Source organism: Roseovarius gahaiensis, from assembly GCF_011601345.1.
In the GTDB taxonomy this organism is placed as follows: domain Bacteria; phylum Pseudomonadota; class Alphaproteobacteria; order Rhodobacterales; family Rhodobacteraceae; genus Roseovarius; species Roseovarius gahaiensis.
Genome location: NZ_JAAORB010000008.1, coordinates 56,059 through 76,885 on the forward strand (window position 1 = coordinate 56,059; position 20,827 = coordinate 76,885).

Here is a 20,827-nt window from a genome sequence, read left to right on the forward strand (position 1 = left end):
GATGAATGTTAACATCCTAAACATCGGGAGGGACATTGGTGAGTAATTACGCAAATCTACCGGCCCCCACGCCGGAAGGCGGCTTGAACCGCTATATGCAGGAAATCCGCAAGTTTCCTCTTCTGCAACCGGAAGAGGAATACATGCTGGCCAAACGTTGGGCCGAGGAACAAGACACCGAGGCCGCACACAAGATGGTCACCAGCCACCTGCGGTTGGCGGCCAAGATTGCCATGGGCTACCGCGGCTATGGCCTGCCCACAGCCGAGGTGATTTCCGAGGCGAATGTTGGCCTGATGCAGGCGGTCAAGCGGTTTGACCCTGAAAAAGGCTTTCGCCTTGCCACCTATGCCATGTGGTGGATCCGCGCCAGCATTCAGGAATACATCCTGCGCAGTTGGTCGATGGTGAAACTTGGCACCACCTCGGGCCAGAAAAAACTGTTCTTCAACCTTCGCAAGGCGAAGGCCAAGATTGGCGCTTTGGAAGAGGGCGACCTGCGCCCTGAGAACGTCAAGCAGATTGCCCATGATCTCGGCGTCACCGAGACTGAGGTGATTTCGATGAACCGGCGCATGTCGGGCGGCGATGCTTCGCTGAACGCTACGGTCGGCTCCGAGGGCGAAGGCACGATGGAGTGGCAGGATTGGCTGGAAGATGAAAGCGCCGATCAGGCCGCTGATTATGAAAAACGTGATGAATTGGATGCGCGCCGCGAAATGCTGGCGGCGGCGATGGACGTTCTTAATGACCGCGAGCGTGATATCCTGACGCAGCGCCGCCTTAGCGATAAGACCATCACGCTGGAAGATCTTAGCACGCAATATGATGTCAGCCGCGAACGGATTCGGCAAATCGAGGTGCGCGCCTTTGAAAAGCTGCAAAAACGGATGCGCGACTTGGCGGCTGAGAAAGGGATGCTGTCCGCAACCTGACCGCTTGCGCGAAACATCGTAAAAGCTTTAGCTTCTGCCGTGTATCGGCAGAAGCTTTTCTTGGGAGTGGTCATGTGAGTATCCTGCGAACCGTGCGACTTGGCCGGGTCTGGCTGTTGGGCGGGGTGATGGCTCTTGCGGCCTGCGCGCCCCGAGAAACCGCCTTGCGTGGTGCACCACACCCCGATGCAACTATTCAACCCATCCACATTGCCACCTTGCGCCCGTTTGACGCGACCGGGCAGGCCTTTGGCATGCTGCGTGCGGATCGTCTCAATTATTTCCGTGCGGATGTCTCGGTGCCGCCAACCCATCAGGTGGGACAGATCGAATGGCCTGACGAACAGCCGAACGCGGCAACCGATTTCGTCGTGACCAAGACCGAAATCTTGGAAGGACAGGCGGGGCTTGTGCGCGACCTGCGCCGCACCGGCACCGGGCCTGAAACCCTTGTCTTTGTTCACGGTTACAACAACACCCTGTCCGATTCGATGTATCGGCTGGCCCAGATTCGTGCGGATTTCGATTTGACCATGCCGTCGGTGCTGTTTTCATGGCCATCGGCGGGGGACCCGCGTGGCTATATCTATGACCGCGACAGCGTGTTGTATTCCCGAGATGCGTTCCTGTCGGTGCTGGATGCGCTGGCCACCGCGCCGAATGAGAAAGTGCTGTTACTGGCACATTCCATGGGGTCGCAACTGGTTATGGAAACGCTGCGACAGGCGGCCATACGCGGTGATCATGCGTTGCTTGGCCGGATCAGCGGTGTTGTTCTGATGTCGCCCGATATCGACCCCGAATTATTTCAAAAGCAGGCGCAAGCCATAGGCCAACTGCCACAACCCTTTCTGATCTTCACCACCCGTCAGGACCGTGCCTTGTCGGTCGCCGGGTGGCTGACCGGGCGCAAGCCCCGGCTGGGCCTGATCGACGGCCCGGAGAAAGTGCAGGGTCTGGATGTCAAAGTGATCGATTTCACCGCGCTTGCCGATGGCGCAGGCTACAATCACTTTGTGCCGGTCACGGCACCCGCAGCCGTCGAATTGCTGCGGGGGATGATTGCCGAAAGCGGGTCGGGCGGTGATTTTTCCGATTACATGGTTCTTGTGCCGAAAGCCGCGCAGTGATGCGCTGCCCCCTGTCTGGGCCTTAGCCCTCCATCGCTTCCAACTCGTCAATCAGACGCGAGATCATGCTGAGCCCCTTGTCCCAGAACGCGGGGTCGCTGGCATCCAGCCCGAAAGGCGCCAGCAACTCTTTGTGATGCTTCGATCCCCCGGCCTTCAGCATATCGAAATATTTGTCCTGAAACCCTTCGGGGGCTTCTTCGTAAACGGCGTAGAGCGCATTCACCAAGCCATCGCCGAAAGCATAGGCGTAAACGTAAAACGGCGAATGCACGAAATGCGGGATATAGGCCCAGAACGTTTCGTATCCGTCCATGAAATCAAACGCCGGGCCAAGGGATTCGGCCTGAACCGACATCCACAGGGCATTAATGTCATCGGGTGTCAGCTCGCCCCCACGGCGGGCGGCGTGCAACTTGCATTCAAAGTCGTAGAACGCGATCTGGCGCACCACGGTGTTGATCATATCCTCGACCTTGCCCGCCAGAAGCACCTTGCGCTCGGTGTCACTGGCCGCTTTGTCCAGCATCTTGCGGAAGGTCAGCATCTCGCCGAACACACTGGCGGTTTCGGCCAGCGTCAGCGGGGTGTTGGCCAGCAATTCGCCCTGATCGGCGGCCAAGACTTGGTGCACACCATGGCCCAATTCATGCGCCAGCGTCATCACATCGCGGGGTTTGCCCAGATAGTTCAGCATCACATAGGGGTGCACATCCGTTACCGTGGGATGCGCAAACGCTCCCGGCGCTTTGCCGGGTTTGACGCCGGCATCAATCCAACCCTTCGAAAAGAAAGGGTTTGCCAGATCGCCCATGCGCGGATCGAAGGCCGAATAGGCCTCCATTACGATATCGCGGGCGCTGTCCCAATCGACGGTCTTGGTGTCCTCGATCGGCAGCGGCGCGTTGCGGTCCCACACCTGCATCCGGTCCAAGCCCAGCCATTTGCGCTTTAGCTCGTAATACCGGTGGCTCAGCTTGGGATAGGCGGCCACCACCGCATCGCGCAGCGCCTCGACCACCTCGGGCTCAACATCGTTGGACAGGTGCCGCCCGGTTTGCGGGGTGGACATGCCGCGCCAACGGTCGATCACCTCTTTTTCCTTGGCCGCCGTGTTGTGAACACGGCTAAAGGTGCGGATGTTCTGGCCAAACACCCGCGCCAATTCACGCGCACCGGCCTCGCGTTTGCGGCGGTCTTGATCTGTCAGCAGGTTCAGCGTGGCCTCGATCCCCAACTCTTCGTCGTCGATGGTAAAGGTCAGACCGGCAATGGTTTCATCGAACAGGCGTTCCCAAGCATCGCCGACAACGCCCATGTCATGCAGGAATTTTTCAAGTTCATCCGACAGTTGGTAGGGTTTCATTGCACGGATACGATCCAGCACCGGCTTGTAGCGGGCCAAGTCGCCATCCTCGGCATACATCGTCGTCAGCGCGTCTTCGTCCAGCCGGTTCAGTTCCAGTGTGAAAAACACCAAGGGCGTGGTGTAGTTGGTGATCTTTTCCTGACAGTCGGACATGAACTTGGCCCGGTCGCCATCGGTGGTGTGCTGATAATAGCGTAACCCCGCATAGGACATCACCCGCCCGGCGATGTTGCTGATCTTTTCATCGCGTTTGATGCACTCCAACAGCCCTGCCGCATCAAGATCGGCCAGTTTTCCCTCGTAATCCTTGGCGAAATCGGCGCAGGCCTGTTCAAGCCAGTCCAGATCGCGCTTTAATTCGGGTGCGTCGGGGCTGGGGTAAAGATCCGTCAGATCCCATTCCGGCAAGCGCCCCAAAGCGTCGTCGCCTGAAGGTGCGTTGGCGTCATGAAGGGGGGTGGGCAGATGGAACATGCGGGAAACTCCTGTGATTTCGATCAGACATATGGCCCCTTGGTCCATGTCTCAAGGCTTCATCCGAATTGCGCCAGCATATCGCGCAGGTCTTGCAATGTGTTGGCCTCGGCCACGGGTTTATCGTGACGCCAGCGTTTCATGCGGGGAAACCGCAACGCAACGCCGGATTTATGCCGGGGTGAGGGCGCGATGCCCTCAAATGCAATCTCGAACACATGTTCGGGGCGCACCTGCCGGACGGGGCCGAACCGTTGCAGCGTGTTCTTGCGCACCCATGCCGTGATCTGTCGAAATTCGGCATCGGTCAGCCCGGAATAGGCCTTGGTGAAGGGCACCAGATCGTTGCCATCCCACACCGCAAATGTGAAATCGGTGAACAGATTGGCCCGCCGCCCGTGGCCCTGCTGCGCATAGATCATCACCGCGTCCAGCGTCAGCGGGTCCAGCTTCCATTTCCACCAATCGCCTTTCTTGCGCCCGGCGTGATATGGGCTGTCCTTGTGCTTTAGCATCACGCCTTCGGCCCTATGGGTGCGCGCATCGGCGCGTTGATTTGCCAGATCGGACCAATCGGTAAAGGTCAAAGGCTGTGAGGCGCGGATTGGTGCCTCTGCGGGCAGGTTGGCCAGCATCGTATCAAGGCGCGCCCGGCGCGTGGCAAAGGGCAGGTGGCGCAGGTCTTGGCCGTTGTCTTCCAGAAGGTCATAGGCCATCAGAATAACCGGCGCTTCGGTCAGCAGTGTCTTGGGCACGGTTTTGCGCCCGATGCGTTTTTGCAAGGCGTTGAAGGGCAGGGGGGCGCTGCCATCAAAGGCCAGCAATTCACCATCCAGAACCGTGCCATCGGGCAATATCTCGGCGGCATCGGCGAACTCGGGGAAACGATCGGTCATCAACTCTTCGCCGCGTGACCAAACAAAATGCGTGCCTTGCCGCACGATCACCTGCCCCCGGATGCCGTCCCATTTCCATTCGGCCAGCCAGTCAGTCGGCGGGCCAAGGGTATCGGGCGTGTCGTCCAACCCATGCGCCAGACAGAACGGGTAGGGGCGCGACGCCTGTGCGGTGCTGTCTGGGCTCTCGATCAGATCGTGAAAACTGGTGCTGTCCGGCGTCCAGTCGCCCATCAGGCGATGCGCCAGCTCGGCTTCGTCCCGGCCGGTGGCTTGGGCAAGGGCGCGGGTCATCAGCTTGCGGCTGATCCCGACGCGAAAGCCGCCGGTCAGCAGTTTGTTGAACACCATGCGTTCGGTCGGCAGCATCTGGTCCCATGCGTCCAGCACGGCGGCCATGCGCGCGCTGTCGTCGGCTGTATCAAGGGCGCGCAGCCGCATGATCCACGTGGTCAGGCTGTCGTCATGTGTCGCCGTTGGCGCGGGCAAAACCAATGCAATGGTTTCGGCCAGATCGCCAACGATGGGATAGCTTTCCTCGAACAGCCAAAGGGGAATGCCCGCGCGTTCGGCGGCCCATTCACGCAGGCGGGTGGTGGTGACGGCCCGGCGCGGCCGACGCCCCGAGAACAGCGCGATTGTCCATAACTTGTCATCATCCGGCGCATCACGGAAATAGGCGGCCAAGGCGGCCACCTTGGCGTTGGTTTTGGTGGTTTGGTCAATGGCGGTGAACAGGGCGGCAAAGCGTTTCATTCGCTTGCGGCCTCATCCAGCGTTTCGCCTGTGAACTCGGTCGGCACAACTTTGGCGTTGTATCCTTGCGAGGTTAGCCACCGCTTGAAGATATCAGTGTAGCCATGCGTGACATAGATATTTTCCGCACCAGTTTCCCTGATCGCCATGTTCAGGCCCGCCCAATCGGCGTGACCCGAGATGACAAACCCACGATCCGCCGCGCGCCGCCGTCGCACGCCGCGCAGGCGCATCCAGCCACTTGCAAACCCGGTGGAGGCGGGGCGAAACCGGCGCGCCCATGTGCTGTTCAATGCGCCGGGCGGGGCGATGATCAGGGCACCGGGATAGTCGCGCGCCTGTGTGTCAGGGGTCACTTGGATCGTGTCGGGCAATTGCAGCCCTTGGCCCCGCAAAACGGCATTGGTGTTTTCGACCGCGCCATGGGTCAGGATCGGTGCGATGTCCGGGTCAAGCAAGGACAAGACCCGCTGGGCCTTACCAAGGGCATAGGCCCCCAACAGGCTGAAGACGCCCTGTGCCGCGTTGTCGGCCCACCAAGCGTTGATCTCGGCGGCCACCTGATTCTCGCGTGGCCAGTTGAAGACCGGCAGGCCAAAGGTGCTTTCGGTGACAAAGCCATGGCAACGCAGCGGCTCAAACGGTGTGCTTAGGCGGTCCGCTTCGGTTTTATAATCGCCCGAGACAACCCAAATCTCGCCGCTGACCTCGAGTCTGATCTGGGCCGAGCCGGGCACATGGCCTGCCGGATGAAACGACACCCGCGCGTCGCCTATTTTGCGCGATTCGCCATAGGCTATGGTTTCAAGTGCTATATCCCCCAGCCTATGGCGCATCACCGGCGCGGCAAGGTCTGTTGCCAGATAGCGTTGGTGGCCGGGGCGGGCATGATCGGCATGGCCATGTGTAATCAGGGCGCGATCTACCGGCCGCCAAGGGTCGATAAAAAAATCCCCGGCCGGGCAATAAATGCCTTGTGGTGTGAACTCCAAAACCATGCCGGAACAATAGCGCGTGCAGAATGATCTGCCAGCCTCTTGCGCCGGGCGGACCAGCGGCTATCCTGCACGCGAAATGACAAGGGAATAGATCATGCGGTTCGTCAGATACGGAGAGCCGGGACAGGAACGTCCCGGGATGCTGGATGCCGAGGGGCGCTTGCGCGACCTGTCAGGCGTTGTGCCGGATTTGGCGGGCGCGGTTCTGGGTAAACTTCCCAATATTGATCCCAACGGTCTGCCCTTGGTCGACGGGTCGCCGCGACTTGGCCCGCCGGTTGGGCAGATTGGGAAATTTATTTGCATCGGGCTGAATTACTCGGATCACGCGGCAGAGCTTGGTGCGACACCGCCGGATCACCCCGTGGTTTTCATGAAAGCCACGTCGGCGATTTGTGGGCCGAACGACACAATTCTTATGCCCCGGGGATCACAGAAAACCGATTGGGAGGTCGAACTGGCCATCGTGATCGGCAAACCGGCCAAATATGTGTCCGAGGCCGATGCCATGGACCATGTGGCCGGTTTCTGCATCGCCAATGACGTGTCAGAGCGTAGCTTTCAGATGGAGCTTTCCGGTCAGTGGACCAAGGGCAAAAGCGCTGACACGTTCGGCCCGATCGGGCCATGGTTGGTCACCCCGGACGAGATGGGCGATCTGGACGATCTGGACCTTTCGCTTGAGGTGAATGGCGAGCGGATGCAAACCGGCAGCAGCCGCTACATGATTTTCCCGATCCCTTTGATCGTGTCACATCTGAGCCACGTCATGAGCCTGCACCCCGGCGACGTGATTGCCACCGGCACACCGCCCGGCGTGGGCATGGGCATGACACCGCCACGCTTCCTGAGCGAAGGGGATGAGGTGGTTGCAAAAATCAGCGGCCTTGGCGAACAACGGCTGACGGTCGGGCGGGACGGCTGATCAGGCGGTTTCCGCCGTTTGATCAAGCCGGTCGGTGGCGCGGTCATAAAATGCGCCGATCTTGTCAAACACGTGCTGGCGCATCGCGGTGCTGTCCATCATCACCTCGTGGCGTCCGCCGTTTATCACCTCCAGCTCTGCACCGGGCCAGCGGTTCACCCGGTCGTATATCCGGTCCACATCAACGATATCCTCGTCGCTGCCCAGAACCGTCAGGCAGGGCAGATTTGGCGAGGGTTTGCGCGCCAGTGCGCGGGTTTCTTTCAGCGCTTCGTGCAACCAATGCAGGCTTGGCCCGCCAAGCCCCAGTTCCGGATGCGCATTGGCCTGTTCGATCATGTAGTCATACATGCCACGGTCGCAGGTCAGCTTGTTAGTCTCAAACGGTTCAGTCAAAACATAATTGTCCGAGGCCGTTCCGGGGGCATACAAGTGCCCCACACCCAACCGTCGACTGCCCCATGACAGCGACCATGCCAGCGGCCTGAGCGATGAGGCCATGCGAATCCCCCACATGGGCCCTGAAAACGCACAGCTGGCAACAGGCAGACCTTCCATTGCGGACCGCAGGCCGATGCAGCCCCCCATGGAGTGGCCTAAAAGATGCCAAGGCCCTGGCAAATCCAGTGCCTCGGCTGCGGCCATCATTGCCGTCACATCGCGCTGATAGTCGGTGAAATGCATGACGTGACCTGACATCGGGTCATTCAATATCCGGTCAGCCAGCCCTTGGCCGCGCCAGTCCACGGCAAGCGTTGCATAGCCGCGCTGCGCGAAATCCTGCGCGGCGCGGCCATATTTCTCGATATACTCGGTGCGGCCGGGGAACAGCAAAACAGTGCCCTTCGCCGCCTCTTTGGACCAAACGCCGACGCGAATCCTTAGACCGTCATCGGCTGTCAGCCACCATGCAGCGCCACCCTTTGGGCCATCGTCGATATCCGCAAAGAAAGGCGCGCGTTCCATCAGGCCAGCACGCTGCCCAGTTTCATCGCCATGCCCATATCGCCATCGACGGTCAGTTTGCCGGACATAAACGCCGCGGTCGGGTCCATGTCGCCGTCAAGAATGGCCTGAAACGTGTCGGCATCCGCCGTCAGGGTCACGTCAGCCGCGTCATCGGACGCGCGTGCGCCGTCCGAATCGATCACGATGGCGCCTTCACCCTCAATGTGGAATTTCGCCGAGCCGTCGAAATCCTCGCTGATCTTGTCGTTGAGGGCTGTCACGGCCGCTGTGATAATGTCGCTCATAGGGGTCTCCTCCTGCTTTTGCCGCACCGGGGGGTGTGCAACCCGGCGTCAAACGCTACAATCACAAGGGTTATGAGCGTAAAACATCCATATCTCAATCGTATCGTCGCGGCAGGTTTTGCCGTAGTCATGTTTTCCTTACCAGCCACAGGGCAAAACCCGGCACGGCTGGACGATTTGTTTGACCGGCTGGAACAGGCAGAGCCTGCCGATGCCCGGCGTGCGGCGCGTGATATTGAACATGCGTGGGCGCAATCCGGGTCGGCTGCGATGGACCTTTTGCTTGGGCGTGGACGTGATGCATTGGAAGCAGGTGATTCGCAGGCGGCGATCGAGCACTTCAGCGCCTTGATCGATCATGCGCCAGATTTTGCCGAAGGGTGGCACATGCGCTCCGTGGCGTTTTCGCGGGTTGGTCGCTACGGGTTGGCGCTTGCCGATATCGAACAGGCGTTGGCGTTGAACCCGAGGCATTTCAATGCCATCCACGGGCTTGGGGTTATCTTGGAAGAACTGAACCAACCCGATTTGGCGCATCGTGCCTTTACCCGTGTCTTGGCTATACATCCCCATCACGAAGCCGTAACCAAGGCCTTGGAGAGACTGGGCAGTCAGGTCGGCGGCTCTGAGCTGTGACTTGACCGAAACGGAGCAAACCAATGGCCGATCAGTCAAGAACCCTTGCGGTTCTGGGGCCGACGAATACGGGTAAGACCCATTTCGCAATCGAACGGATGCTGGGCTATCGCACTGGCGTGATCGGCCTGCCGCTGCGCCTGTTGGCACGTGAAGTCTATGACAAGATTGTTGCGCTGCGTGGCCCGTCCGTGGTGGCCTTGGTCACCGGCGAGGAACGGATCGTGCCCGCGCGAACGCAATATTGGGTTTGCACGGTCGAGGCGATGCCGGAAGGTCTGGGCGCGGATTTTGTGGCGATTGATGAAATTCAATTGTGCGCCGATCCTGAGCGTGGCCATGTCTTTACCGACCGGCTGCTGCGCATGCGCGGCCTGCGCGAAACCCAGTTCTTGGGCAGTCACACCATGCGCGGTGCGATTGCCGCACTGGTTCCGGGCGTCGAGTTCCTGAGCCGCGAACGAATGTCGCAGCTTTCGTATGTAGGTTCGAAAAAGATAAGCAAGCTGCCACCCCGAAGCGCGATTGTCGGATTTTCGGTTGATAATGTGTATGCAATCGCCGAACTGCTGCGCCGTCAAAAGGGCGGTGCGGCTGTCGTGATGGGCGCGCTCAGCCCGCGGACACGCAACGCGCAAGTCGCGCTCTATCAAAATGGCGATGTGGATTTTCTGGTGGCCACCGATGCCATTGGCATGGGGCTCAATTTGGATATTGATCACGTCGCCTTTTCATCGTTGAGCAAATTTGACGGGCGTCGGATGCGTTCGTTGGCGCCAAACGAACTGGCGCAGATCGCAGGGCGCGCCGGACGCGGGATGAGCCATGGCACCTTCGGTGTGACCGGAGAAGCGCCGCCGTTGCCGGACGAGATGGCACAGGCAATCACCGATCACCGTTTCGTACCCATTCGGCGGTTGGAGTGGCGCAATGCCCGGTTGCCCTTTGTCAACCTTGATGCGCTGATTGGGGCGCTTGAGGTCAAGCCCGAGGACGATTGGTTGGTCCGGGCACGCGAAGCCGATGATCTGGGCGCGCTGAAAACTTTGGGGCAGGTGGCCGAAGTGCGGGCGCGGGCCAGTGATGGGGCCTCTGTGCGCCTGCTGTGGGATGTCTGCCGTGTGCCGGATTTTCGCGGAATCAGTCAGGCCGAACATGCGGGGCTGTTGGAGCGTATCTATTGTGACCTGCACGAGCATGGCCGCATCCCCGATGATTGGTTGGCCCGGCAGGTCAACCGTATTGATCGGACCGATGGCGATATCGACACATTGTCAAAACGTCTCGCGTATATTCGAACTTGGACGTATGTTGCGCAGCGAAAAGGCTGGGTTGATGACGAAACACATTGGCGCGGCGCAACACGCGCGGTAGAAGACCGCCTGTCAGATGCGCTGCACGAGCGTTTGACCCAAAGATTTGTGGACCGGCGCACATCCGTGCTTTTGCGCCGGCTCAAGCAGAAGGAGGCCATGGTGGCCGAAGTGAATGAAAACGGTGATGTGACGGTCGAAGGTGAATTCGTCGGTCGTTTGGAAGGGTTCCGCTTCCGGCAGGACAAGTCAGGGGCAGGGCCCGAGGCCAAGGCGATTTCGCAGGCCAGCCTGCAGGCGCTTGCGCCGCATTTCCATCTCAAGGCGGATCGGTTCTATAACGCGCCTGACACGGAAATTGATTTTACCGAGCAGGGTGGCCTGATGTGGGGCGATCAGGCTGTGGGTAAACTGGTGGCCGGGGCGGATGCCCTCAAGCCGCAGGCACAGGCCTTCGTTGATGACGAGGCTGGCGCGGATTTGGCCCAAAAGGTGCAGCGCCGCTTGCAGCATTTCATCGACCGCAAGGTTGCCACGTTGTTCGAGCCGCTGTTGAACATTCAGCGTGACGAGGCGCTGAACGGTCTGGCGCGCGGGTTCGGCTTCCAACTGGTCGAAAACTTCGGCGTGATCCCGCGCGGCGAGGTGGCCGACGAGGTGAAAGCGCTTGATCAGGACGCGCGCGGCGCGTTGCGCAAGCATGGTGTGCGCTTTGGTCAGTTCACCATTTTCATGCCGCTTTTGCTGAAACCCGCCCCGACGCGCTTGCGTTTGGTGTTATGGTCGCTGGCCCAAGGTCTGGATGATTTCCCCGAAGCCCCGCCGCCGGGTCTGGTAACCGTGCCCGCCGCGAAAGCTGCGCCGCGGGGCTATCATTCGATGGCCGGGTATCGCGCCGCCGGGGAACGGGCGATTCGGATCGACATGCTGGAACGTTTGGCCGATATGCTGCGGGCAGAAGACACCCGCACGGGGTTTGAAGCCAAGGCTGACATGCTGTCGATTACCGGCATGACGCTGGAACAGTTCGCAGACCTTATGCAGGGCCTTGGTTACAAGGCCGAAAAGGGCGAACGTGAAAAGGTGAAACCGGTCGATCAGGCGATGGCTGAGGCCCCGGCAGATGATGCCAAGGCCGAGGCCGCCGAGGAAGTGGTCAATGCGATCCCGGATGAGGGCGAAGCGCCGATCATTTCCGAAGCCGCCGAACAGCCAGAGCAACCTGCCGATATCCCCGCAGCCAGCGAAGGCGAAGTCCTGCCCGGAGAACCGCCCGCCGCCGAGCCGTCTGAGCCGGAAATCGAAGTATTCTACACGTTCACTTGGGCCGGTCGTGCTGCACGTGGAGGTCAGGACAACCGGGGCAAGCCACGGGGTGACAAGCCCAAGGGCAAAGCTGGCAAACCACCTGCCAAAGGCAAGCCGCGCCGGGATCAGGGGGCCAAAACGTTCTCGGCCAAGCCGCAGAAGAAAAAAGACCAGATTGACCCGGACAACCCCTTTGCCGCAGCCCTTATGGGGCTGAAAGACAAGGGCTGATCGGGGGCGGTTGCTTGGCTGAGGCACCTGCCAAAATCCGGCTGGACAAATGGCTTTGGCATGCGCGTTTTTTCAAAACCCGCAGCCTGTCGGCCAAGTTGGTCTCGGGCGGGCATGTGCGGGTCAACCGTGACAAGGTATCAAAACCCGCGCATGCGGTTGCTCCGGGTGACGTGTTGACCTTTCCACAAGCGCGCGCGACGCGTGTTGTTCGTGTTCTGGCGCTTGGCGAAAGGCGCGGCCCAGCCCCCGAGGCGCAGGCGCTGTATGAAGACCTGAGCCCACCAGAGGAGCGGCCAAACGTCCCATCTGCGCCGAAATATGAAGGAAAAGGTCGCCCAACCAAGCGCGATCGGCGCAAACTGGACCTGAACCGTCCGGAGACGCTTGATTGATCCATGCCGCTGGATTAGGTGAACCGTAAATCCGCTAAGTTGAGAGACCAAGATGACCTACGTCGTGACGGACAACTGCATCGCATGCAAATATACCGACTGTGTCGAGGTGTGCCCCGTAGACTGTTTCTACGAAGGGGAAAACATGCTGGTGATCCATCCCGACGAATGCATTGATTGTGGTGTCTGTGAACCGGAATGCCCCGCTGACGCGATCCGCCCTGACACCGAGCCGGAAATGGAACGGTGGGTTGAATTCAACCGCAAATATTCGGAAATGTGGCCGGTCATCATCACCAAGAAAGATCAACTGCCAGATGCAGAAGATCGCGACGGCGAGGCCGGCAAGATGGAAAAATATTTCTCGGAAAAGCCGGGTGAAGGCGGCTGATTCGGGTGTGTTGGACCTAGAGAGCCTGACGTTTTAACAGGATCACACATGCAAGGCCTTGGTTTTTATTAACAAACCCGGTGATTCATCGTAGGCCACTTCCGAAAGCACGTTTTTTGTGCTATATAGATGTTACAAATGTAGAATGCTGCCAAATATCCATTCCCCACGGCGCCATCGCCGGGATGGGTATTTTTTGGCCTTAAACCATCCGTATGAGGGTTCGCCTTTTGCAGATGGGCTTTGGCTTTGTCCCGCAGCCCTGTGAGGAAGATCTGAATGAGCAAAGCGAAAAAGCTAGAGTTTCGGCCTAACGATTACGTTGTTTACCCCGCCCATGGTGTGGGGCAAATCGTGTCGATCGAAGAACAGGAAATTGCCGGATTGTCTCTGGAATTGTTTGTTGTGTCCTTTGAAAAAGACAAGATGACGCTGCGTGTGCCAACAAACAAGGCCACCGAGGTCGGCATGCGGTCACTGTCCAGCCCTGATGTGGTCTCGAAGGCGATGTCGACATTGAAAGGTAAAGCCAAGGTCAAAAAGGCCATGTGGTCGCGCCGCGCGCAGGAATACGAGCAAAAGATCAATTCCGGCGACCTCATCGCGATTGCCGAGGTGGTGCGCGATCTGCACCGCTCGGATGAGCAGCGTGAGCAAAGCTATTCCGAGCGTCAGCTTTATGAAGCCGCGCTTGAGCGTCTGACCCGTGAGGTGGCCGCTGTCAGCGGTGATGACGAAGTGCAGGCGGCCAAGCAAGTTGATGAGGTTTTGATCTCACGCGCAGCCTGACGCGCCACGAGGTTCCATGAACAGAAGGCCGCGTCCTGCAAGGCGCGGCCTTTTTTAGTGCAGCATCAACAGTGAAAACAGAACCGCGATTTCAGAAAGTTGTTGCGCCGCCCCAAGGATATCGCCGGTTTGGCCACCAATTTTCTTGCTGGCAAGGAACGCGATGGCGATGGCCGCCAACCCGCTGCATATGACGGCCCACAGCCCGACCCAACCAAGAAGCAGCACAGACACCAAAAACGCAATGCACAGACCGACAGCCGCCGTGGTGGCCGAGGGGCGCCCCGTTCTGTGCGACAAGCCGGAGGCGCGCGCGTTTGGCAGTGCTGCCATCAGCGCGGGCATCATGGCACGCGACGCCACGGCACCTGACAATATGGCCGCAAAACCAAAACCTTGGCCGAGATCAAACAACAGCCACAAGGCCGCCCAACGGGCCGCAAAGCTGAACAGCAGGGCCAATACCCCATAGCTGCCGATATGGCTGTCTTTCATGATCTCCAAGCGGCGCGCCGCATCCCATCCGCCCCAAAGGCCATCGGCGCTGTCGGCGATCCCGTCTTCATGCATAGCCCCGGTTAAAAAAACCAGAACAAACAACGAAATCAATGCATTGATGGGGCTTGGTAGTCCAAGGGAATTGGCCATAAGCCCGGTGAAACCGGCCACCCCGCCGATGACCAAACCGACCAAGGGAAAGGCCCAAGCGGCCTGCGCCGTGCGGTCAAAACCCGACACATGCACCGGTAGGCGCGTCAGTAATGCAAGGGCCAAGGGGAAATCCCGCGCGCAAACAAGAGGTTGGTCGTTTTTCATCAGCTTCGGGCCTTTTTCGGCTGCGACCGGTGCCCCGCCTGCGTTACATGGGAGCGAGCCCGGCATGCAATGGGGAACGCGAATGCGCCAAGATTTCACGACACTATCTGAGTTTTCCGAGATACTTCAACAGCTTCCCGCATTTGATCGTGCCGCGCAGGACGCGGCCCAAGCGCGGAATGGGCAGTTGACCAAACCCCTTGGTGCGCTTGGTCGGCTTGAGGATTTGGCGGCATGGTATTGCGGCTGGCGCAGTGATCCACAGCCCAGCATCTCGACCCCGCAAGTCATCGTTTTCGCGGGCAATCACGGCGTAACGGCTCAAGGCGTCAGCGCCTTTCCTGCCGAAGTCACCGCGCAGATGGTCGCCAATTTTCAAGCCGGGGGCGCGGCGGTCAACCAGTTGGCCAAGTCGGTCGGGGCGCGGATGGATGTGCACGCCTTGGCGTTGGACAGGCCAACCCATGATATCACACAAGGTCCGGCGATGAGCGAAAGCGATTTTGTCGAGGCGTTGGGCGTGGGGTGGCACGCTGTTGATCCCAAGGCGGATGTGCTTGTGGTTGGCGAGATGGGGATCGGCAACACCACCAGCGCATCGGCGATTGCCGCGGCGTTGTTCGGGGGCGCAGCCGAGGAGTGGACCGGGCGTGGCACCGGTGTTGAGGGGGGCGCGCTAACCCACAAGGCTGCGGTGGTCGCACGCGCAGTCGCGGTCAACGCGGATTGTAAAAGCAACGGCCTAGAGGTGTTGCGCTGCCTTGGCGGGCGCGAGTTGGCAGCGATGGCGGGGGCGATGGTGCGGGCGCGTCTTTTGCGGATTCCATTGATACTAGATGGTTTTATCTGCACAGCGGCGGCGGCGTGCCTACATGCGGCACGGCGCGACGCGTTGGACCATACGGTTGCAGGCCACGTCAGCGCCGAGGTGGGGCACGCGAAGATACTGAAGCACCTGAACAAAGATCCCATCCTGTCGCTGGACATGCGGTTGGGCGAAGGATCCGGCGGGGCCTTGGCTATCGCGGTTTTGCAAGGCGCGGTGGCGTGTCATTCAGGCATGGCAACATTCGCTGAGGCCGGTGTCAGCGACGCCTGACGACTGAAAAACCGTGTTGTGCGTGTGACGCGCTTTTGTGAACCCCTATTTGTGACCGCTGCGGCGCAACTTAACCTTTGGTGCTATCGGCTTGGTCGTCAATGGTTTCCTCCAGTTGCGACAACAGCATTGTCTGAAGTTCGTTCTCAAGCTCTTTCGCGCGGGCGATGTAGGCCTTGTTTTCGATCGTGGGGGTATCTGGATCCCACAGCGCGGCCAGATCGCGGACAGATTGCCTGTCGTGGCGGTAAAAGGTTTTTTCCAGCTCGGCGGCCTCAAACTCGGTCAACCCCATGTTTTCCAGAACATAGCGCCCGGCGCGCATCGAGCTGTCGAACAACTCGCGCACGATGTCATTGGCCCCGGCTTTGTAGAGGCGGAACACATGGGTGCGGTCGCGGGCGCGCGCAACAATGTGCAGCCCAGGGTTCTCACGTCGGGCAAAGGCCACAAGGCGGGTTGTGGCTTCGGGATTGTCCAAAGCCGCGACCAGCACCTTGGCCTTGTGCAAGCCGGCCGCGTTCAGCAATTCGGGGCGGGTCGGATCGCCGAAGAACCCTTTGACCCCGAACCGGCGCATGCGCTGAATGGCCGCCAGATCGTGATCAAGGACAACGGTGTTGAATCCGCTGGACCGGACCAGACGGTTGACCACCTGACCGAAGCGGCCAATGCCCGCGATGATCACCGGCGCCTGTTCGTCGATCTGGTCAGGTTCCAGTTGTTCGACGGTGTCTTCCATCCGGTTGGACAGCCAATCGTAAAGGATAAACAATAGCGGCGTGATCAGCATGGTCAGCGCCACCACCAACAACAGCATTTCGGTCAGCTGAGCCGGCAGCACGTTTTGCTGTGCCGAGAAAGAAATCAGGACAAACCCAAACTCGCCTGCCTGTGCCAAGGATAATGTGAATAGCCAAAGGTTTCGCCCGGTCAAGCCAAAGGCCCGTCCAAGACCATATAAAATCAGCCCCTTGAGCAGGATCACCGCCAGCGCGAAACCCAGCACTGCGAATGTATCACGCGCCAGAACCGAAAAATTGATGCCCGCGCCCACAGTGATAAAAAAAAGGCCCAGAAGAAGGCTTTTGAAAGGGGCGATATCGCTTTCCATCTCGTGGCGGAATTCCGAGTTGGCCAGAACCACACCCGCCAGAAACGCTCCAAGCGCCGGGGACAGCCCGACCAAGCTCATCACCGCGGAAATGCCGACGACGATCAGCAGGGCCAGTGCAGTGTACATTTCGCGCAGGCGGGCGGCGTGGATATAGCGAAATACCGGATTGATCAGATAAATCCCGGCCAAGATGATGGCGCCCACGGCCGCCAGCGTCATCAGCGTGACGCCCCATCCCGGCAGGCTGTCAATAAAGGTGGTCGCGACCTCATGTGCGCCGTTGGCTTGATAGCTATCAATGCTGGTTTGCCCCATGCGGTCCAGCGTGTCCGACAGAACCTTGTCGGGGGATTTGGGCAGCGCCAGCAGCGGCAAAAGCGCCAGCATGGGGATAACGGCGATATCCTGCGTCAAGAGCACCGAAAAAGACGACCGCCCGCCACCGGTTTGCATCAGCCCTTTTTCGGACAGGGTTTGCAGCACGATCGCGGTCGAGGACAGGGCAAAGATCATCCCAACCGCAAAAGCCATGCCGACGGGAAGGCCAAACCCCATGGCCACGGCCATAACGAGCAGTGTCGTCAGGGAAATCTGCAACCCGCCCAAGCCCAGCAGTCGATGGCGCATATCCCATAACGCACGCGGCTCAAGCTCTAACCCGATCAGGAACAGCATCATCACAACACCGAATTCGGCGAAGTGCTGTAGCTCAAGCGTTTCGTGGCCCCCGACAAGTCCCAAGATCGGGCCAATCACAATGCCAGCAGCCAGATAGCCCAGAACCGAGCCGAGCCCCAAACGCGCGGCCAAGGGCACCGCGATCACCGCAGCGGCCAGAAAAATTGACGCCTGAAACAGGAAACCTTCCATTCGGGGTGTGCCTTGCCTGTTGAATTTGCATGAGGGGCAGATGCCTGCGGCATAGGGTACGGCGCGACTGTGACAGTCGCAATGCGCAGCAGCGCCCAAAGACCATTTTTAGCAGGGATGTGGCAGCGGTGCTAAGCGGGCCTTTAGCCGCGCGGCATCCGCAAAACGATGTTGCGGCCGCGTTTTTGATAGCGCAGTTCGCCGTCGCCGATGGCGGCCACTTGCCCGCCATCCAGACGGTCACCGACCTTGACCTTTTTATAGCGTCCATTGGACAGCCGCACCAAGGCGCGCCGGTTGGAGGGGCTGCCATAAACGCCGATCAGGTTGACCTGCCGCAAGGCGATCTGATTTTTCTCGGTGGCAGCGCGGGCCACGGTTGTGGTGGTGGGCGCGCTTGGCGTGACCTTTTGCGACGGGCTGACAGGCGCACTGCGCGCGGCCTGAGTGGCACGGGCGACGACACGGTCAAAATCACGCGGACGCTGATTGGGTTTAAGCGAGGCGCGCACCGCTTGGGCGGTTGCGGTCTCGAAGGAGTCTGGTGGCGTTTGCACGGCTTCGGCCAAGGCGGCGGCCACGGCATCGCTGTCGGTGTCTGAGGTGTCGCTGGTGTCTTGGATTGCGGCCATCGCGGCCTCTTGCGCGCTTTCGGGGCGCAGGCGCGGGCGCAGTGAGGCCAGTTCGGTTCGTGTGCGACCGCCCGATCCCAACAAACCGCGTTCGTTTTGCTCACTCAGATTATCGGGGCGCAGGCGGGGGCGGACGCCCATCAGGCGCAGCACCTCTTCTGTTGGCAAGTCCGAGACAACCGCCTCGGGGCGGTCTGGCAATTGCGGCGGCGTCAGCGGGGGAGCCCCGGCATAGACGCGCACGCCCTGCGGTGTCAGCGCGCCTTCGGCGGTTGCGATGACCATCCCACGCTCATCGACACGAAACTGGGTGCCGGCGGCGGGCGGGCGGCCCGGTGTATCGGGGCGCGTGTCCGGCACAGTCTTGGCGATGTCGGGCAGGGCCACGGCATCGACGGGCTTCACCTCTGGGTCGATCGAGGTCTGATAAAAATCGTCAAGTGTCAGGATCGTCGGAGCCGTTGGCGCCTTGGGTGCGATTTGCCAAATGCCCGTGGCGGCGTATCGCGCGCGGGCTTCATCCGGGGTCGGTGCCGCCGTCGGGATTTGGGCAGGCGGGCTGACGGAGGGCTCAGGATCGGGTGACGGTTCGGTGTCCTTGGCGGGCGCAGGGGGCGGTGTTTCTTGCGGGGGATCGACGATATCGGGCGTTGCTGCGATTTGGGGGCTGTCCTCGCCCCGCAGCAGCCGTGCAATGCCGTCATCCATGAAAACCGAGGCCCATGCCGCTACCCCTAGCAAAAACAGCAGCAGCAATCCTGTCAGCAAAAGCCCGAGGTAGCGCGGTTTGCCCCGCACGGCGGCTGTGTCGCGCGCTCCGAAAATGGTCATCCGCTGTTTTTCATCCTGCGGGGGGGCTGGCACGGTGGGTTGTGGCGCGCTCAGCGTGGCGTCACGGCGGGTAAAAAAGGACGACACGGCCGAGCTGTGCGCGGTTTCCGGCGCGGGCCCGTCGTCGGCGGTATCGCTTTCGTCGGCATCCAGTGATGCGGTGAGCGAGGCGGCCAGATCTGCCACTTCCGTGTCAGACATGGCGTCTTTGGGCTCACCTGTCCCCGAGGCCGCCGGCGTATCGGCGTCCGGGGTTGGGGCGTTTCGGGCAACGCCATCCAGCCGCGGGGTGGATAGGGTCAGGTCTTCGTCGCGGCGGGCGCGGATCGACCGGAACGCGGCGGCCGGAGCGTCCGTGGCACTGTCCGGGGTGGTGGGGTCGACGTCAGCGACCGTGTCGGGCTGCGCCTTGGTGGGGGCATCCTTGGCACTATCGCTGGCGTCTGCCTGTGCTGTCAGGTCGGGCGCGTCCTCAGGTGTGCGGTTTGCGTCCGGTGTTTGGGATGCTTCGTCCTCTGGCGGTGTTGGGGCGCTGTCTTGTGGTTCGGGTGTCGGCGCGGGGCCGACAACGTGCACCGGAGTGGTATCGCGTTCAACGCTGTCGCCGTCGGTCAGGTGGCGGGCGACATGCGCCGCCTCTCCGAACCAAGGTTCGCCGATAAACTTGCCATCGGCGGGGCGGGCGACAAAACTGACCGGGTTGAACCCGTGGGTGTCGGCAAAGGCTTCGGCCTCGTCCAGCGTTTCGCGCGCCACGGCGGCCACATGAACCTGACCGGCCTCAAGCGACCAGTCATAGGCCAGATCGTCCAGCGCGTAGGGCGTGGCACCGTCCAGATGATCGCGGACGGCTTGAATCAGCGCCTCACCGCTGGCGCCGTGGCCATTGAATGTCAGGTATTTGATTTGCGCGTCGGGAATTACCAGCTTGGATAGCATCGGCCCCTTGGCCAGCGCCAAGCCCTTGTCGCGCAGCGCCGCCAGATCGGCATCAAGATCGGGCGTGTCCAACGCAATCTCGCCCACATCATGCCAGCCGGAAAAGGCACGATGCAAAAGGCCGATGCCGTCGAAAGAAAGCGTGAGGGCAAAATTTGGTTTCATGCGTATTGTTCTAACACTCGCCAAGACCATGCGGGAGTCGCCTCCTGCAGTTGCTTGATTCTACAGCAGCATGCCGCCGAGGCAAAGGGTTGAAGCGACGTAAAATAAGATGCCTAGGTGTCAACCCTGTAGGGAGCGCATTCCTGCCGAGCGCGACGATCCAGACACCTCCGCAGGGGGCGCATTCACTGCGCACCAACCAACCCCATTGCACGGCGCGGAATCGAGGCGCGTCGCGCCGCCGCGCCAAAGCCACCGCGCTTTTGCACAATGAGCTGCGCCACCGACGGGCCGCGGCGCGGCGATCCAGCCTTTGTGCTGTAGCACTTTATCGCAGCCACTGGCGCGCGACGTTCAAGCTCCGGTCTCAAACCAGCCCAATCGCCGGGCCGAAGGGGCGGCCCGTCGATGGCGCAGCGGCCTGCGGCCTTGATTCCGCGCCAGCGCGCCCTGACCCAAACCCCATGCCCTGTTGATCCGCTGGCCGCGCCGCCTTGGGTCCACAGCAAAACGGGCCCCGAAATGCTCGGAGCCCGCTTGTCGGTCAAACTTTGTGAAC

General features: G+C 60.5%; 18 protein-coding genes. 9 read left to right on the top strand and 9 right to left on the bottom strand.

What is annotated here, in order from left to right; genetic code table 11:
- The first annotated feature begins 38 nt into the window (after positions 1-38).
- Together rpoH and HAT86_RS06625 are read left to right on the top strand one after the other, a co-directional pair.
- Positions 39-935 carry an RNA polymerase sigma factor RpoH gene (gene rpoH, locus HAT86_RS06620; RefSeq protein WP_167194736.1) on the top strand — a complete coding sequence of 299 codons (897 nt, stop codon included), beginning with the start codon at positions 39-41 and terminating at the stop codon, positions 933-935.
- A 74-nt stretch (positions 936-1,009) separates the two neighbouring features.
- The gene (locus HAT86_RS06625; RefSeq protein ID WP_331272509.1) at positions 1,010-2,065 is read left to right on the top strand and encodes an alpha/beta hydrolase; all 1,056 of its coding nucleotides are present in this window, start codon (positions 1,010-1,012) and stop codon (positions 2,063-2,065) included.
- A 22-nt stretch (positions 2,066-2,087) separates the two neighbouring features.
- Here the strand turns inward: HAT86_RS06625 and HAT86_RS06630 are convergent, their stop codons facing one another.
- From HAT86_RS06630 to HAT86_RS06640, 3 genes are read right to left on the bottom strand one after another with little or no spacing between them, the layout of a single operon-like run.
- Positions 2,088-3,908, bottom strand: a complete 1,821-nt coding sequence (locus HAT86_RS06630) for a M3 family oligoendopeptidase (protein ID WP_167194739.1) — start codon at positions 3,906-3,908, stop codon at positions 2,088-2,090.
- A gap of 59 nt (positions 3,909-3,967) precedes the next feature.
- Positions 3,968-5,560 carry an ATP-dependent DNA ligase gene (locus HAT86_RS06635; protein ID WP_167194742.1) on the bottom strand — a complete coding sequence of 531 codons (1,593 nt, stop codon included), beginning with the start codon at positions 5,558-5,560 and terminating at the stop codon, positions 3,968-3,970.
- Positions 5,557-6,558, bottom strand: coding sequence for a ligase-associated DNA damage response exonuclease (locus tag HAT86_RS06640; protein ID WP_167194745.1), 1,002 nt, complete (start codon positions 6,556-6,558; stop codon positions 5,557-5,559). Before HAT86_RS06640 ends, HAT86_RS06635 begins: the two co-directional genes overlap by 4 nt.
- A 94-nt stretch (positions 6,559-6,652) precedes the next feature.
- Between HAT86_RS06640 and HAT86_RS06645 the strand changes: the two genes are divergently transcribed.
- Entirely contained in the window at positions 6,653-7,483 is an 831-nt protein-coding gene (locus HAT86_RS06645) for a fumarylacetoacetate hydrolase family protein (protein ID WP_167194748.1), read from the top strand.
- On the opposite strand, the gene HAT86_RS06650 is transcribed toward HAT86_RS06645, so the two are convergent.
- Positions 7,484-8,449 carry an alpha/beta fold hydrolase gene (locus tag HAT86_RS06650; protein WP_167194751.1) on the bottom strand — a complete coding sequence of 322 codons (966 nt, stop codon included), beginning with the start codon at positions 8,447-8,449 and terminating at the stop codon, positions 7,484-7,486. It abuts the gene before it with no gap.
- A complete protein-coding gene (locus HAT86_RS06655) occupies positions 8,449-8,736 on the bottom strand; it encodes an SCP2 sterol-binding domain-containing protein (RefSeq protein WP_167194754.1) in 288 nt (95 codons plus the stop codon). Before HAT86_RS06655 ends, HAT86_RS06650 begins: the two co-directional genes overlap by 1 nt.
- Positions 8,737-8,865: 129 nt before the next feature.
- Here HAT86_RS06655 and HAT86_RS06660 point away from each other — a divergent pair, with 129 nt between their 5' ends.
- The 5 genes from HAT86_RS06660 to HAT86_RS06680 all read left to right on the top strand — a co-directional run bounded on the left by HAT86_RS06660 (position 8,866) and on the right by HAT86_RS06680 (position 13,799).
- Entirely contained in the window at positions 8,866-9,372 is a 507-nt protein-coding gene (locus HAT86_RS06660; RefSeq protein WP_231125842.1) for a tetratricopeptide repeat protein, read from the top strand.
- A gap of 23 nt (positions 9,373-9,395) precedes the next feature.
- On the top strand, positions 9,396-12,224 hold the full coding sequence (locus HAT86_RS06665; protein ID WP_167194760.1) for a helicase-related protein: 2,829 nt from the start codon (positions 9,396-9,398) through the stop codon (positions 12,222-12,224).
- A gap of 14 nt (positions 12,225-12,238) precedes the next feature.
- Positions 12,239-12,619, top strand: a complete 381-nt coding sequence (locus HAT86_RS06670) for an RNA-binding S4 domain-containing protein (protein WP_167194763.1) — start codon at positions 12,239-12,241, stop codon at positions 12,617-12,619.
- Between the two features lie 52 nt (positions 12,620-12,671).
- Positions 12,672-13,010: a ferredoxin FdxA gene (gene fdxA / locus HAT86_RS06675; RefSeq protein WP_167194766.1), complete on the top strand. Its 339-nt coding sequence runs from the start codon at positions 12,672-12,674 to the stop codon at positions 13,008-13,010.
- 279 nt (positions 13,011-13,289) lie between these two features.
- Positions 13,290-13,799, top strand: coding sequence for a CarD family transcriptional regulator (locus tag HAT86_RS06680; protein ID WP_167194769.1), 510 nt, complete (start codon positions 13,290-13,292; stop codon positions 13,797-13,799).
- A 54-nt stretch (positions 13,800-13,853) separates the two neighbouring features.
- Here the strand turns inward: HAT86_RS06680 and cobS are convergent, their stop codons facing one another.
- On the bottom strand, positions 13,854-14,615 hold the full coding sequence (gene cobS / locus HAT86_RS06685) for an adenosylcobinamide-GDP ribazoletransferase (protein ID WP_167194772.1): 762 nt from the start codon (positions 14,613-14,615) through the stop codon (positions 13,854-13,856).
- A gap of 82 nt (positions 14,616-14,697) precedes the next feature.
- On the opposite strand from cobS, the gene cobT reads away from it, so the two are divergent.
- On the top strand, positions 14,698-15,714 hold the full coding sequence (gene cobT / locus HAT86_RS06690) for a nicotinate-nucleotide--dimethylbenzimidazole phosphoribosyltransferase (RefSeq protein ID WP_167194775.1): 1,017 nt from the start codon (positions 14,698-14,700) through the stop codon (positions 15,712-15,714).
- 70 nt (positions 15,715-15,784) lie between these two features.
- Here the strand turns inward: cobT and HAT86_RS06695 are convergent, their stop codons facing one another.
- From HAT86_RS06695 to HAT86_RS06705, 3 genes are all read right to left on the bottom strand, one after another.
- On the bottom strand, positions 15,785-17,701 hold the full coding sequence (locus HAT86_RS06695) for a cation:proton antiporter domain-containing protein (RefSeq protein ID WP_167194778.1): 1,917 nt from the start codon (positions 17,699-17,701) through the stop codon (positions 15,785-15,787).
- A 143-nt stretch (positions 17,702-17,844) separates the two neighbouring features.
- Positions 17,845-20,268: a hypothetical protein gene (locus HAT86_RS06700; protein ID WP_167194781.1), complete on the bottom strand. Its 2,424-nt coding sequence runs from the start codon at positions 20,266-20,268 to the stop codon at positions 17,845-17,847.
- A gap of 185 nt (positions 20,269-20,453) precedes the next feature.
- Entirely contained in the window at positions 20,454-20,816 is a 363-nt protein-coding gene (locus HAT86_RS06705) for a hypothetical protein (RefSeq protein ID WP_167194784.1), read from the bottom strand.
- Positions 20,817-20,827: the final 11 nt, after the last annotated feature.

Excerpts from the sequence above, each read along its gene's own strand:
- HAT86_RS06630 (WP_167194739.1), bottom strand. The coding sequence starts at position 3,908 with ATGTTCCATCTGCCCACCCCCCTTCATGACGCCAACGCACCTTCAGGC.
- HAT86_RS06635 (WP_167194742.1), bottom strand. The coding sequence starts at position 5,560 with ATGAAACGCTTTGCCGCCCTGTTCACCGCCATTGACCAAACCACCAAA.
- HAT86_RS06640 (WP_167194745.1), bottom strand. The coding sequence starts at position 6,558 with ATGGTTTTGGAGTTCACACCACAAGGCATTTATTGCCCGGCCGGGGAT.
- HAT86_RS06645 (WP_167194748.1), top strand. The coding sequence starts at position 6,653 with ATGCGGTTCGTCAGATACGGAGAGCCGGGACAGGAACGTCCCGGGATG.
- HAT86_RS06650 (WP_167194751.1), bottom strand. The coding sequence starts at position 8,449 with ATGGAACGCGCGCCTTTCTTTGCGGATATCGACGATGGCCCAAAGGGT.
- HAT86_RS06655 (WP_167194754.1), bottom strand. The coding sequence starts at position 8,736 with ATGAGCGACATTATCACAGCGGCCGTGACAGCCCTCAACGACAAGATC.
- HAT86_RS06660 (WP_231125842.1), top strand. The coding sequence starts at position 8,866 with ATGTTTTCCTTACCAGCCACAGGGCAAAACCCGGCACGGCTGGACGAT.
- HAT86_RS06665 (WP_167194760.1), top strand. The coding sequence starts at position 9,396 with ATGGCCGATCAGTCAAGAACCCTTGCGGTTCTGGGGCCGACGAATACG.
- fdxA (WP_167194766.1), top strand. The coding sequence starts at position 12,672 with ATGACCTACGTCGTGACGGACAACTGCATCGCATGCAAATATACCGAC.
- HAT86_RS06680 (WP_167194769.1), top strand. The coding sequence starts at position 13,290 with ATGAGCAAAGCGAAAAAGCTAGAGTTTCGGCCTAACGATTACGTTGTT.
- cobS (WP_167194772.1), bottom strand. The coding sequence starts at position 14,615 with ATGAAAAACGACCAACCTCTTGTTTGCGCGCGGGATTTCCCCTTGGCC.
- cobT (WP_167194775.1), top strand. The coding sequence starts at position 14,698 with ATGCGCCAAGATTTCACGACACTATCTGAGTTTTCCGAGATACTTCAA.
- HAT86_RS06695 (WP_167194778.1), bottom strand. The coding sequence starts at position 17,701 with ATGGAAGGTTTCCTGTTTCAGGCGTCAATTTTTCTGGCCGCTGCGGTG.
- HAT86_RS06700 (WP_167194781.1), bottom strand. The coding sequence starts at position 20,268 with ATGAAACCAAATTTTGCCCTCACGCTTTCTTTCGACGGCATCGGCCTT.